The 13,217-nt window shown below is 46.5% G+C and carries 12 protein-coding genes and 1 other annotated feature; of the genes, 4 read left to right on the top strand and 8 right to left on the bottom strand.

Features of this window, described 5'->3' with window-relative positions; all coding sequences use genetic code 11:
* Positions 1-49: 49 nt before the first annotated feature.
* Positions 50-1,363: an ABC1 kinase family protein gene (locus ACQEXT_RS01385; protein WP_426950306.1), complete on the top strand. Its 1,314-nt coding sequence runs from the start codon at positions 50-52 to the stop codon at positions 1,361-1,363.
* 114 nt (positions 1,364-1,477) lie between these two features.
* On the opposite strand, the gene ACQEXT_RS01380 is transcribed toward ACQEXT_RS01385, so the two are convergent.
* The 8 genes from ACQEXT_RS01380 to ACQEXT_RS01345 all read right to left on the bottom strand — a co-directional run bounded on the left by ACQEXT_RS01380 (position 1,478) and on the right by ACQEXT_RS01345 (position 10,047).
* On the bottom strand, positions 1,478-2,734 hold the full coding sequence (locus ACQEXT_RS01380; RefSeq protein WP_331417037.1) for a dicarboxylate/amino acid:cation symporter: 1,257 nt from the start codon (positions 2,732-2,734) through the stop codon (positions 1,478-1,480).
* Positions 2,735-3,072: 338 nt separating this feature from the next.
* Complete coding sequence (gene trpA, locus ACQEXT_RS01375; protein WP_426950304.1) at positions 3,073-3,879, bottom strand: tryptophan synthase subunit alpha; 807 nt, start codon at positions 3,877-3,879, stop codon at positions 3,073-3,075.
* Positions 3,879-5,069, bottom strand: a complete 1,191-nt coding sequence (gene trpB, locus ACQEXT_RS01370) for a tryptophan synthase subunit beta (protein ID WP_331426986.1) — start codon at positions 5,067-5,069, stop codon at positions 3,879-3,881. The genes trpA and trpB overlap by 1 nt, the downstream gene beginning before the upstream one ends.
* A 55-nt stretch (positions 5,070-5,124) precedes the next feature.
* The gene (gene trpCF, locus ACQEXT_RS01365; protein WP_138973259.1) at positions 5,125-6,552 is read right to left on the bottom strand and encodes a bifunctional indole-3-glycerol-phosphate synthase TrpC/phosphoribosylanthranilate isomerase TrpF; all 1,428 of its coding nucleotides are present in this window, start codon (positions 6,550-6,552) and stop codon (positions 5,125-5,127) included.
* Positions 6,553-6,576: 24 nt separating this feature from the next.
* Positions 6,577-7,575, bottom strand: a complete 999-nt coding sequence (gene trpD, locus ACQEXT_RS01360; RefSeq protein ID WP_426950303.1) for an anthranilate phosphoribosyltransferase — start codon at positions 7,573-7,575, stop codon at positions 6,577-6,579.
* A gap of 11 nt (positions 7,576-7,586) precedes the next feature.
* The gene (locus ACQEXT_RS01355) at positions 7,587-8,177 is read right to left on the bottom strand and encodes an aminodeoxychorismate/anthranilate synthase component II (RefSeq protein ID WP_426950302.1); all 591 of its coding nucleotides are present in this window, start codon (positions 8,175-8,177) and stop codon (positions 7,587-7,589) included.
* Between the two features lie 7 nt (positions 8,178-8,184).
* On the bottom strand, positions 8,185-9,747 hold the full coding sequence (locus tag ACQEXT_RS01350) for an anthranilate synthase component 1 (protein WP_426950301.1): 1,563 nt from the start codon (positions 9,745-9,747) through the stop codon (positions 8,185-8,187).
* A gap of 125 nt (positions 9,748-9,872) precedes the next feature.
* Positions 9,873-9,975 (bottom strand) — a sequence feature (Trp leader region).
* Positions 9,922-10,047: a Trp operon leader peptide gene (locus ACQEXT_RS01345; RefSeq protein ID WP_138973255.1), complete on the bottom strand. Its 126-nt coding sequence runs from the start codon at positions 10,045-10,047 to the stop codon at positions 9,922-9,924. (Overlaps the previous feature by 54 nt.)
* 83 nt (positions 10,048-10,130) lie before the next feature.
* Between ACQEXT_RS01345 and rnm the strand changes: the two genes are divergently transcribed.
* The 3 genes from rnm to rluB all read left to right on the top strand — a co-directional run bounded on the left by rnm (position 10,131) and on the right by rluB (position 12,699).
* Entirely contained in the window at positions 10,131-10,997 is an 867-nt protein-coding gene (rnm, locus tag ACQEXT_RS01340; protein ID WP_331417031.1) for an RNase RNM, read from the top strand.
* Between the two features lie 36 nt (positions 10,998-11,033).
* Positions 11,034-11,654, top strand: coding sequence for an L-threonylcarbamoyladenylate synthase (locus tag ACQEXT_RS01335; protein ID WP_138973253.1), 621 nt, complete (start codon positions 11,034-11,036; stop codon positions 11,652-11,654).
* 106 nt (positions 11,655-11,760) lie between these two features.
* A complete protein-coding gene (gene rluB, locus ACQEXT_RS01330) occupies positions 11,761-12,699 on the top strand; it encodes a 23S rRNA pseudouridine(2605) synthase RluB (protein WP_138973252.1) in 939 nt (312 codons plus the stop codon).
* The last annotated feature ends 518 nt before the right edge of the window (positions 12,700-13,217 follow it).

The following is a 13,217-nucleotide window of genomic DNA, read 5'->3' as shown; positions in this document are numbered from 1 at the left end:
GTTGATAGAGTTTGCACGTATACAAGGGTAAAACCCGCAGAGAAGTATTATGGCGACAAAACAGAGAAACATACCTACACACAGAATATCGCGCTTTGGCAAGCTTGCCTCTTTAGCCACGCGTGTCGCCGGCAACGTGCTGAGTGAAGGCACCAAACAACTTGCAAAAGGGCATCGACCTAAAGCGAAAGATCTCATTCTTACGCCCGCTAATATCACCAAGGTCACTGAGCAACTCGCCCATTTACGGGGAGCTGCAATGAAGCTTGGCCAAATGTTGTCGATGGATGCAGGGGATGTTCTTGAACCTGAGTTGGCAGATATTATGGCAAGATTACGTTCCAACGCAGATCCATTGCCGGCAAAGCAACTCAATACTGTACTAGAGCAATCGCTGGGTCGCGATTGGAAAGAAAAGTTCACCGCTTTTAATTTTAAGCCCATCGCGAGTGCTTCTATCGGTCAGGTGCATCTCGCCTATAGTGACAGTGGAGAAAAGGTCGCTGTCAAAGTTCAGTACCCAGGGATAAAAAAGAGTATTGATAGCGACGTCGACAATGTCGGCACCTTGCTCAATATCATCGGCCTAATCCCGAAATCGGTGGATTACAAGGGACTACTGGATGAAGCCAAAAAACAACTTCATGATGAGGCTGACTACCAGCGAGAGGCGTTGTTTGCCGAGCGTTATGCGCTAGCTTTACAGGATGTTGCGCACTTTGTTGTGCCAAACATTCATTCGACCATCACTTCTCAGTCTGTCCTGACGATGGACTTTATTGATGGCATTGCCATTGAAGAGGTCGCCAGTTTTGCGCAGCCAGAACGCAGCTTAGTGATGCATCGGTTATTAGAGCTAATGTTTAGAGAACTGTTCGAGTTCAAAATGGTTCAGACAGATCCCAATTTCGCCAACTATATCTATCTACCAGACAGCAAACAGATTGGATTGCTCGATTTTGGCGCCACGCGAGAGTATCAACCTAGGTTTAGCGATGGTTACCGAAACGCATTTGCTGCTGTGTTGCAAGGTGACGAGCAAGGTCTAAACAACGCATTGGAGCAAATCGGTTTTTTTAGCCAAGATATATTACCGAGTCAGCGAACAGCCATTTGGCAGTTAGTTACTCTCGCGTGTGAGCCTATGTTGGTCGACCAAGAGTATGACTTTAAAGCGAGTGGTTTAGCGCAGAGGTTACGAGAAGCGGGCACGATATTGAGCATGGAGCAAGACTATTGGCATACACCGCCCGCTGACGCAATTTTCTTGCACCGGAAAATAGCGGGGATGTATCTGCTAGCCGCTCGCCTCGAAGCCAAAGTGAATATTCATCGTCTTGTCACGCCATATCTGACACTCTAAGTGAGTATGAAATCATAATGTTCTGGTCATAGCTTCGCAGGTTCTCAAAGTATGACAGACACAAAAAAGCCACTCTTTTTGAGTGGCTTTCTATTAACTGAACATCGAGAAGCATCAAGCTTGCTGTTGTTTCAACTCTTGTTGTGCTTCTTCTTCGATAAGCGCGTCGACGATAACCGCACACGCTGCATCACCAGTGATGTTAAGTGCTGTACGAATCATATCGAAGATACGGTCTAGAGCGAACAGTAGCGGTAGACCTTCAATTGGAATACCAGCAGCCAGAAGAACAGCGACAACAAGGAAAGAAGGACCTGGAACACCCGCCTGGCCAACCGCACCCAGTGTAGAGGTCACGATGATCGCGATGTAAGCGCCGATACCTAGGTCGATATTGAATAGCTGAGCAAAGAAGATTGCCACTAGACCGTAGTAAATTGCGTTACCAGACATGTTGATGGTTGCACCTAGAGGCAGAACAAACGACGCGGTAGAGTTTCTTACGCCTAGTTCATTTTCAACGGTATCCATTGTTACAGGAAGCGTCGCCATAGATGACGCTGTTGATAGTGCAACCGCTTGTGGTTTCTTCATAGCAACAAGGAATTTTTTCGCTGAAGTCTTAGTGAAGATATGCACCATTAATGGGTAAGCGATGAAGCCGAAGATCATGATAGCGGCAACGTAAACAACGAATAGTTTGAAGACGACCATTAGCGCGCCAAAACCAAACGTACCGACCGCTTCAGCCATCAGACCGAATACACCAATTGGAGCAATGATCATGACTTTGTTGATCATCCATACCATTGCATCAACAATACAGTTCACGCCATTCATGATTGGTTCGCGACGCTCTTTTGACTGCTTAGAAATTGCAATACCAAAGAACATACAGAAAACCAGAATCTGAAGGATGTTTGCTTCGTTAAGTGATTGGAAAACGTTAGTTGGGATCATACCAGTAATGGTTGCCCAGAAAGTAGGTAGCTCACCTTTAGAAGCGTATTCTGCTGAGAACATGCCTTCAACGCCTGATACGTCGATGCCAAGTCCAGGCTTGAATACTTCACCCATAAACAGCGCAAGTGCAACGGCTAATGCTGAAGTTAGACCGAAGTAACCTAAAGTTACTAGACCCACTTTACCAGCAGACTGGCTGTTACCTAGGCCTGCCGCACCTGAGATCAGGGCAACCGCAACTAAAGGAATAACCAGCATTTTGATTAGGTTAATAAAAATCGCACCAAGTGGAGCGAACATGGTAGCGCTGTCACCCATGAAGGCACCAACGGCAGTACCCAGGATCATGGCAATAACGACTTGTACGCCAATGTTGCTTAGTAAATTCTTTTGTTTTAACACTTCCATAACCTCTGTGCTAAGAAAATTTAAATTCCTAGAATTACCCACCAAGAGAAAACTTGTAATTGGATAATAATTTCGTCGTGAGTTGTACACTTAATTTTTACATTTAGCAATATCGAACAGGGCATGTTGAACGGATTATTCGATGATTTATTGACGAGTGCTAATTTTTTGCTCAATAGCAACCGTTTGCTATTTGATGTGGTGATGGTTTGGGGTGAAATGATTGCTTGTTGCGGCTGTTTAGCAGTGGCAACAAAGGGTGGGGTTTGTTAAAAAAAAGATCAGCTTTTTATGCTTGATAAGAAGCTGATCTCATAGAAGTTTAGATGGCTAACACGTTACTTATGTGTTGCTGACTTCATTGAAGAAACAAAGTTTGCCAGTTGATTTAACATTTGTTGTGGGTCATCAAGGTTATTTTCGATGATCTTGACCACCGCAGAGCCCGAAATCGCCCCCGCAGCACCAGATTCAATCGCCTGCTTTACCTGAGCGGGTTCTGAAATACCAAATCCTAGCAACGCTGGTGGCGCATCAAAGCGTTTTAGTTTCTCTAGCATGTCACCAACGGGCATGTTGGCTTTGGTTTCTGCACCAGTAACACCAGCTCGAGAAAGTAGGTAGGTATAGCCACCACCCAATTGAGAAACTTGCTTAAGCGTCTCGTCACTCGCTGTTGGCGGTGCGATAAAAATTGGATGAATGCCAAACTTTTCAGCCGCAGCGACAAACTCGCTACTTTCGTTGGTCGGAACGTCTGCGATAAGCACAGAGTCAATACCTGCATTCGCGCAGCGTTGGTAAAAGTTATCTATTCCACGTGAGTAAACTAGGTTCGCGTACATAAGCAGACCAATTGGTAGATCTGGATATTTGCTACGAATCTTCGCGATCATATCAAAGCAGATATCAGGTGTTGCACTCGCCTCAAGAGCACGAATGTTCGCTCCTTGAATGGTAGGGCCGTCTGCCAGAGGATCTGAGAATGGAATACCTAACTCAAGGGCATCTGCACCAGACTCAACCAAGGTTTCCATGATTTTGAATGACTGCTCAGGATTAGGATCGCAAACCGTTACGAACGGAACGAAAGCACCTTGATTGGCATCGTTTAAGCGCGTGAATAGCTTTTCATAACGGTTCATTAGATCGCTCCTTTTTGTTGCAGAATGTCATGGACAGTGAAAATATCTTTATCGCCACGACCAGAAAGGTTTACCACAAGTAATTGTTCTTTTTCAGGGTTTTCACGTGCCATTCGTAACGCGTGAGCTAATGCGTGAGATGATTCTAACGCTGGAATAATCCCTTCGTTACGTGCTAGCTCTTGAAATGCTTCCAGTGCTTCATCGTCCGTTACGTTATCGTATTCAGCTCGACCAATAGCGTTCAAGTAAGCATGCTGTGGACCTACAGAAGGGAAGTCTAGGCCGGCAGAGACAGAGTACGACTCTTCAACTTGGCCATGCTCATCCTGCATCAAGGGGGCTTTCATACCAAAGAAGATACCTGTTTTACCATGTTTCAGTGGTGCGCCATGTTGGTCAGTATCGATACCCTTACCAGCAGGTTCAACACCGATCAGGCGAACACTCTCTTCTTCAATGAAATCGGCAAACATCCCAATAGCGTTTGAACCGCCTCCGACACAGGCGATGACCGCATCTGGGAGACGTCCTTCACGAGCCAAAATCTGGTTTTTGGTCTCTTCACCGATCATGTGTTGGAACTCGCGAACTATGGTTGGGAATGGGTGAGGGCCTGCCGCAGTGCCAAGGAGGTAGTGTGCTTCTTCATAACTGGCAGACCAGTCACGCAATGCTTCGTTACAAGCGTCTTTGAGCGTCGCTGAGCCAGAGTGAACTGGAATGACTTCTGCACCCATAAGTTTCATGCGGAATACGTTAGGGCTTTGACGTTCGACGTCTTTCGCACCCATGTAAACACGGCACTTGAGACCAAGTAATGCACATGCAAGAGCGGTAGCAACACCGTGTTGACCTGCACCGGTTTCCGCGATGATTTCGTGCTTACCCATGCGTTTTGCTAGCAGAGCTTGTCCTAACACTTGGTTAGTTTTGTGTGCACCACCGTGCAGTAGATCTTCACGTTTTAGGTAAAGTTTGGTTTTGGTGCCTTTGGTTAAGTTACGCGTCAAGGTCAAGGCAGTCGGACGGCCTGCATACTCTTGGAGCAGAGACATGAATTCGCTTTGGAACTCAGGGTCTTGTTGTGCGTCGATAAATGCTTGTTCAAGCTGATCCAGAGCTGGAACGAGAATTTGTGGTACATACTGACCACCATATTCGCCAAAGTAGGCATCAAGTTTTGCCATGGTGTTTAATTCCTTTAATTTTGTCCAACGTGAAGCAACTCACGTCGCTGATAATTTAGTAGTTTCTAATCGCAATAAAAGCTTGTTCGAGTTTGTCTGCGTCTTTTTTGCCCGGAGAGTGTTCCACGCCTGAGTTAAGGTCGAGTCCAAGGCATCCTTGCTCGGCCGCTTTTTGAGCGTTGAAAGGAGTGATACCGCCCGCGAGCATGACTTTGGATGGGTCGCCAATTAACGACCAGTCGAACACTAGGCCAGTCCCGCCAACTTGCGCACCGACTTTGGTATCGAGTAAATGGCGGTCGATGTTTTCACTCAGTAGGACAGGAACGGATTGACTCACACCATACGCTTTCCAAATTTCTACTTGTGGTGGCAGTGCGGACTTCAGTTGATTTACAAATGCTTGGTCTTCACTACCATGCAATTGAACAGCGGCTAAACCCAGTTCACACACGGTGTCGACTATGGTTTCTAGACGATGATTTTGGAACACGCCGACATAATTGAGCGGGGCTCCGCTCATTGTCAGACGTGCGCTTTCCTGATCGACGTAGCGTGGAGACTGTTCAACAAAAATTAGTCCGCCAAAAACGGCACCAGATTGATAGGCTTTCGCGGCATCGTTAGGGTGGGTGAGCCCACAGACTTTGTTCTCGCCCATGGTCACTTTACGAACTGCAAGTTCTAAGTCATCTTCAGCCATTAATGAACTGCCAATCAAGAAACCATCGGCATATTGGCTAAGGTCACGAACTTGCTGATGAGTATAAATTCCTGATTCAGAGATAATAACGGCATCAGGTGCGAGCTCACGGATGGTTGGAGCAAGTTGTTTGGTACGGTTCAAATCCGTTGTAAGGTCGCGTAGGTTACGGTTGTTAATGCCAATCACTTTTGCGCCTAATGCGACAGCACGTTGCAACTCTTCCTCATTGCTAACTTCGGTCAGGACACCCATATCAAGAGAGTGAGCGACTTCAGCTAACTCAACATATTCGTTGTCATCCAATACCGATAACATCAGCAGGATGGCATCAGCGAAGTAGTGGCGTGCAAGGTAAACCTGATAGCGATCAATCATGAAGTCTTTACACAGAATAGGCTGCTTGGCTTGCTTCCTCACCTGAGGTAAAAACTCAAAGTTACCTTGGAAGTACTTCTCATCAGTCAGTACTGAGATTGCATCCGCATGGTTGTTATAAACATTAGCAATGTAATCTAGGTCGAACTCTGCACGGATTAAGCCTTTAGAAGGAGATGCCTTCTTACATTCCGTAATAAAGACGGTTTTTTGTTGATTGAGCGCCTGATAGAAACTGCGATCAGATGCAACCAGTGTATCTTTGAAGGAGGCTAAGGGTTGGGCTTGCTTACGTTCAGCGACCCATTGATGCTTGTCTCTAACAATTTTTGCCAATACTTCTGCCATCTCAGCTTCTTTCACTGAAACGTGCTCGGATAATTTATCTTTCACCTGAGTCATTGTGCTTACCTTGTACTGCCGTTGTTATGCATGTGTTGCGAGTTGCTGAACTAACTGATACGCCTTACCGGAGTTCATCGCTTCGATGGCTTGTTGTGTGTTTGCTTTGAGATCTTCATGACCAAATAAACGCATCAAAAGCGCCACGTTGACGGCTACAGCACCTAACTGAGCGTTGGTTCCCTTACCAGTCAGCATATTGGTAATGATCGCACGGTTTTCTTCAGGAGATCCCCCCTTGATTGCTTCAAGAGGGTACGCCTCAAGACCAAAGTCAGCTGGTGTCAGGCTGTACTCATGGATCTGACCATCTTTAATCTCAGCGACGGTGGTTTTGCCATGAATCGCTACTTCATCTAAGCCGCTACCGTGGACAACCGCGGCGCGTTTCATCCCCATCTGCAACATGGTTTCTGCGATAGGGCGAACCAGCTCCTCACTATAGACGCCCATCAGCTCAATGTTAGGGCGAGCAGGGTTAATCAACGGGCCCAAAATGTTAAAGATTGTTCGAGTTTTCATGGTTTGGCGAACAGGCATTGCGTGGCGAACACCAAGGTGGTATTGCGGCGCAAATAAAAATGCTACGCCTAGTGTATCGACCGCAGCTCGCGTGTCTTCGGCACTCATTGCTAAGTTGATACCGAATGAATCAAGCAGATCTGAACTGCCTGATTTACTAGAGACACTGCGGTTGCCATGCTTTGCCACTTTTAATCCACATGCCGCTGCCACAAATGCCGCTGTGGTAGAAATGTTGATTGTGTCGTGACCGTCTCCCCCTGTGCCGACGATGTCAGCAAAGTCGTAGTCTGGGCGTGGAAATGGATTGGCGTTAGCGAGCAAAGCCTTAGCAGCGCCAGCGATCTCGTCGGGTGTTTCACCTTTGATTTTCAGAGCGGTCAATGCTGCCGCCATTAAAATAGGGTCTAATTCGCCGCGAATAATCACGTCAAATAACTGTTGGCTCTCATGCTGAGTTAACGACTGCTGTTCGTAGAGCTTACTAATAATCTGTTCCATGATTTTCTTCCTTATTTATTGTTCTTTTCTAGAGCCCATTCAATGGCATTCGCAAGCAATGTTGCGCCATATGTTGTCATGATTGACTCAGGGTGGAACTGGAATCCACATACCTTGTCTTGTTCTTGTACTACAGACATAACCAAACCATCAACCTCTGCGGTAATAGTCAGCGTTTCAGGCACCTTGGTTGCGACAAGTGAATGGTAGCGTGCAATCGCCAACGGTGATGGCAGTCCTTGGTAAGTCGCATGGTTTTCGTGCTCCATCATCGAAACTTTACCGTGGATGATTTCGCCAGCGCCCGCGACAATGCCGCCGTAGGCTTCCACAATGGCTTGGTGCCCGAGACAGATGCCAATCATTGGCACCTTACCTTTTAAGCGCTGAAGAATCTCAGGCATCGAGCCAGCTTCAGAGGGTGCGCCCGGCCCGGGAGATAAGAGTACGACGGGATTGTCGAGTTCGGCAACGGCGCTTTCAATCGCTTGGGCAGAAATGCTATTGCGGTATACCGTGACCTGATGACCAAGAGAACGAAATTGGTCGACCAAGTTGTAAGTGAACGAATCAAAGTTGTCGATGAATATGATATTTGCCATCTCGATGCTACTCCTTGTGTGCTGCTTGAATAGCAGAGATTACTGCTTGTGCCTTGCCACGTGTTTCATCGGCTTCGCTTTGTGGGTCAGAATCAAATACCACCCCTGCGCCAGCCTGAACCTGTGCAATGCCATTTTCAACGTACGCAGAACGAATAACGATACAAGTATCTAGCGTACCTTCGCCCGTTAGATAGCCCACCGCACCACCGTAACTGCCACGTCGGGCTTGTTCGACATCGCGGATTAACTGCATTGCGCGAATTTTAGGAGCGCCGGTTAGTGTTCCCATATTCATGCAAGCTTGGTAAGCGTGTAGGGCATCCAAGTCATCGCGAAGTTGCCCAACCACGCGAGACACTAAGTGCATGACATGGCTATAGCGATCAACCTTCAACAGATCGGCAACGTGACGTGTACCTGGTTGAGAGATACGTGCTACGTCGTTTCGTGCTAAGTCGACTAGCATCATATGCTCAGCGTTCTCTTTTTTATCGGTACGCAGCTCAAGTTCAATTCGGCTATCGAGATCGAAATCAATCTCTCCGTTTGCGCGTTTGCCACGACGACGAGTACCGGCAATAGGGTATATCTCGATTTGATTGGTATGAGTTTCGTATTTAAGTGCGCTTTCTGGTGACGCGCCGAACAGGGTAAACAACTCATCTTGCATGTAGAACATGTAAGGACTTGGGTTGCTTTGCTTCAATGCTTTGTAAGCGGCAAGAGGCGACGGGCAAGGTAATGTGAAGCGGCGAGAAGGTACAACCTGAAACACATCTCCCTTGACGACATATTCTTTGAGGTCGCGAACAATCTGGCAGAAGTCTTGATCAGATATACTTGGTGTCGCGGTGGTATCGCTGACCAACGTCGCTTTTGGTAATGGCTTGAGCTCTGCACACTGTTGGCGGATAGAGTCAAGGCGTTGCTCTAGTTGAGTTGGATTCGAAGTGTCCGCAAATAGTGTCGCTTGCAGTTCACAAGATTGCTTCTGATGATCGACCACGAGCAAGGTTTCGGCCACATAGAACACATAATCTGGGCATTGATTCGTCGCTTCTGCATCGCCTAAGGGTTCGAAATTCGCCACAAGATCATAGGCAAACAGACCGCCGATAAAAATGGCGTGTTTGTGTAGCGAGTCGATATCAAAGCTATGTTGAATCAAACGTAAGGCATCAAATGATGAGGCCTCACGCAGACGAGAATCCTCGTCAATCGTGTCATAAGGCGTTGTAAAATGGAGGACCAACTGATTGCCATCAAACGAGTGTTCGATATTCGCTTGGATATTGTTGGTGAGGTGAGTAAGTAGGTTTTTACCGTTCTCCGTTAAGGCTGTCATGGTCACGGTATGGCCAAAACAGACAATGCGAACAGCTGAATCTACGATAAGCAGACTTTGCAGATCCTGTTTCGAATCAATTTCTGCCGACTCTAACAGTAAGCTATCACTTTTGTGTTCACATAAGGTGTGAAACAACTGTGTTGGATCTTCGGCATAAGGTGCGGTGGTTCGAAGCAGTTCGATAGCGCCTAGCTTTTTGATTTCAATGGCCTTGTTCACCAGACCTCCTTATCTCTAAAAATAGTTTCCTGCCTACATAGTCGCATAAAGCGCACAGTCGCCCAATCAAGTTTCGGTTAAATTTGTCCATTGTTTGAGCAGTTAGATGTGAGACAGATTACAAAACAAAAAAGCCCGCTTCGGCAGCGGGCTTTTGAACATGCTTTTCACTTATTAAAAGTACACGTTAGCCCACCAAGAACTTGTCCAAGTGCGCCACCAAGCAAGATCTACTGCTCTATTATTAATAGAGTGAGCAGTAACTTTTGCTTTTTGCTTTTGTTGGATGTCTTGTAACATAGTGAGCCTTAAATCAGGTACTTCGTATTTGTGTACTAGTTAACTAGTGCAGAGGTAAAAAGTCAACCAAAAAAACTAAAATTATGCGAATTGATTTACATAGTCACACTACAGCCTCAGACGGACGATTACCTCCCAATGAATTAATCGATAGAGCATTGAGCTTTCAGCTTGAAGTTTTAGCGATCACTGACCATGACACGGTCGATGCACTGGAGCCTGCACATCAGTACATAAAGCAAAATAATTTACCGCTGACACTGATCAACGGGATTGAAATTTCCACTGTGTGGCAAAACAAAGATATCCATATTGTTGGATTAAACATCGATCCCCACTCTCAAGCGCTCACTGACTTGATTGAGCAGCAAAAGAAGCATCGAGAAGGTCGTGCGGAACTGATCGCCAGCAGGTTGGCTAAAGCCACTCGAGAAGGCGTGTTGGAAGAGGTGAAGGTTATTGCAGGCGACGCACCAATTACCCGAGCGCACTTTGCCAAATGGCTGGTGGATAACCAATATGCGAAGACCATGCAGCAGGTCTTTAAAAAGTACCTAACTCGTAACAATCCAGGGTACGTGCCCCCAACATGGTGCTCGATGAAAGACGCGATTGACGCGATTCATCAAGCCGGAGGGCATGCGGTACTCGCGCATCCGGGGCGCTATGATCTAACGGCAAAATGGATCAAGCGTCTGTTAACAGCCTTTACTGAAGCCGGTGGTGACGCGATGGAGGTCGCACAGCCGCAACAAGCTCAACAAGAAAGGCGCAACTTGGCAGATTATGCTATACAATACAAACTATTAGCTTCGCAAGGTAGCGACTTCCATTATCCATCTCCTTGGATGGAGCTAGGTCGAAATTTATGGTTGCCATCGGGTGTTGAACCCGTATGGAAGGATTGGGGTATTGAACCTTCGGCAACAGATTCAGCCCATATTGAATAACTATAGAGTCGAGAGACTCGATAATGAGGAATTACAATGAGCCAGTTTTTTTACGTTCATCCAGAAAACCCACAGGCTCGCTTGATCAATCAGGCTGTAGCAATCATTCGTAACGGTGGGGTAGTGGTTTACCCGACCGATTCAGGCTACGCACTTGGTTGTCAGCTTGAAAATAAACAAGCATTGGAGCGTATCTGTCAGATACGTCGCTTGAACGACAAGCACAACTTTACTCTATTATGTCGTGACCTGTCAGAGATCTCTTTATACGCTCGAGTAGACAACACGGCATTTCGTCTACTCAAGAATAATACACCGGGGCCTTACACTTTTATTTTTAAAGGGACTAAGGAAGTACCACGTCGCCTAATGAATGCAAAGCGTAAGACGATCGGTATTCGTATTCCAGACAACCGCATTGCGCTTGATCTACTTGAAGCGTTAGGTGAACCATTGATGTCGACTTCTCTTATCCTACCGGGTAACGAAGTGACGGAATCTGATCCAGAAGATATCCGCGATAAGTTGGAACATGCGGTTGACTGCATCCTTAACGGTGGTTATTTGGGTGAACAACCAACCACTGTGGTTGATTTTAGTGAAGACGAACCTGTGATTGCCCGTGTGGGTACTGGAGATCCTGCACCGTTCGAGTAATCAAAAGTACGTGATTTTTAGCACACTTTTTGCGATAATGTGCGACCGCGATTTTTGGTCGCACTTGTTTATTCGACGTCTGAGAAGACGACACATAGGTAGATAAATGAACGAAAAACTACAGAAAGTATTAGCCCGAGCTGGTCATGGCTCTCGTCGCGAACTAGAAGCTTTGATTAAAGCAGGTCGCGTGAGTGTGAACGGTGTCGTTGCTAAGCTTGGTGAACGACTAGAAGATGAAAACGCAGTTGTGCGTATCGATGGTCATACTGTTTCTGCTAAAGCGCAGGAAGAAGTGATCTGTCGAGTACTCGCATATTACAAGCCAGAAGGTGAACTGTGTACTCGTCATGACCCAGAAGGTCGTCGTACTGTATTTGACCGTTTGCCTAAAATCCGTGGCTCTCGCTGGATTTCAGTTGGCCGTTTAGATGCCAACACATCAGGACTTCTGCTTTTCACAACAGATGGTGAATTGGCAAACCGTTTGATGCACCCAAGTCGTCAAGTAGAGCGTGAATACTTAGTACGTGTCTTCGGCGAAGTAACGGAACAAAAAGTGAAGAATCTAGTTCGCGGTGTTGAACTAGAAGATGGTATGGCGCGTTTCGAAGACGTTGTTTACGCGGGTGGTGATGGTATGAACCACACTTTCTACGTAGCCATCAACGAAGGTCGTAACCGTGAGGTTCGTCGTTTGTGGGAATCTCAAGATACCACGGTTAGCCGCCTTAAACGTGTACGCTACGGTGATATCTACCTAGATAAGAAATTGCCTCGTGGCGGCTGGATGGAACTGGATCTTAAAGAAGTAAACTACCTACGTGAATTGGTAGAACTTCGTCCTGAACGTCAAACGCTTCTTGATGAGAGCAAATCAAACTCATCACGTAAACGTGAGCGTTCACGCAGCCAAAAAATCCGTCGTGCGGTTAAACGTCACGAAGAGCGCGTGAACAGTACTGGTGGGCGTAGCAACAACCCATCACGTCGTAAACCGAAGAAAAGCTCAGGTCAGCAAGGTGTTCGTAATAAACAGCGTTAATTGAACGTTGAGATTTTAAAACACAACTCCTATCACTTACAGTGGTTTGAACGCACTGGATAGCGAACCATACGCTTACAAACGGCCCTCAATTGGGGCCGTTTTTCGTTCTATCGTGTTACAGCCAATACCCGCTATCAGCCAAACGACCGATGCAGCAGGCAGTTACCCGCTCATTGGATGTATCGGACGGCGGTTGAGGTTAAAGTACAGCGGTATCGAGCCTTCCATCGACCCCTCTGTAGCAGTGGGGTATTTTCTGATTTTTCATCATTTGTGATGGTTCACAGTCTCCTCGGTGCATTTCTTGCTTCCGGGCAACTTTTTGCTCGACCTGAGCAAGATCTTGCTCGATTCGAGCAAAAAGTTGCTCAGCTTGTATATTAACAAATACTTAAATTGTTGAAATATATACATTTTCATTTTGGCACGCTTTTTGACTAAGAGTGAGTGTTATTACACACAACCTCTAAGGATTTTACTATGCCAACTCCATGTTATATTTCTATCGACGGTGA

The sequence above is a fragment of the Vibrio sp. TRT 29B02 genome, from assembly GCF_050113655.1.
Lineage (GTDB): Bacteria > Pseudomonadota > Gammaproteobacteria > Enterobacterales > Vibrionaceae > Vibrio.
This window is presented reverse-complemented; position numbering and strand designations above follow the sequence as displayed.

Coding starts and splice junctions, on each gene's coding strand:
- ACQEXT_RS01385 (WP_426950306.1), top strand. CDS start 50: ATGGCGACAAAACAGAGAAACATACCTACACACAGAATATCGCGCTTT.
- ACQEXT_RS01380 (WP_331417037.1), bottom strand. CDS start 2,734: ATGGAAGTGTTAAAACAAAAGAATTTACTAAGCAACATTGGCGTACAA.
- trpA (WP_426950304.1), bottom strand. CDS start 3,879: ATGAACCGTTATGAAAAGCTATTCACGCGCTTAAACGATGCCAATCAA.
- trpB (WP_331426986.1), bottom strand. CDS start 5,069: ATGGCAAAACTTGATGCCTACTTTGGCGAATATGGTGGTCAGTATGTA.
- trpCF (WP_138973259.1), bottom strand. CDS start 6,552: ATGACTCAGGTGAAAGATAAATTATCCGAGCACGTTTCAGTGAAAGAA.
- trpD (WP_426950303.1), bottom strand. CDS start 7,575: ATGGAACAGATTATTAGTAAGCTCTACGAACAGCAGTCGTTAACTCAG.
- ACQEXT_RS01355 (WP_426950302.1), bottom strand. CDS start 8,177: ATGGCAAATATCATATTCATCGACAACTTTGATTCGTTCACTTACAAC.
- ACQEXT_RS01345 (WP_138973255.1), bottom strand. CDS start 10,047: ATGTTACAAGACATCCAACAAAAGCAAAAAGCAAAAGTTACTGCTCAC.
- rnm (WP_331417031.1), top strand. CDS start 10,131: ATGCGAATTGATTTACATAGTCACACTACAGCCTCAGACGGACGATTA.
- ACQEXT_RS01335 (WP_138973253.1), top strand. CDS start 11,034: ATGAGCCAGTTTTTTTACGTTCATCCAGAAAACCCACAGGCTCGCTTG.
- rluB (WP_138973252.1), top strand. CDS start 11,761: ATGAACGAAAAACTACAGAAAGTATTAGCCCGAGCTGGTCATGGCTCT.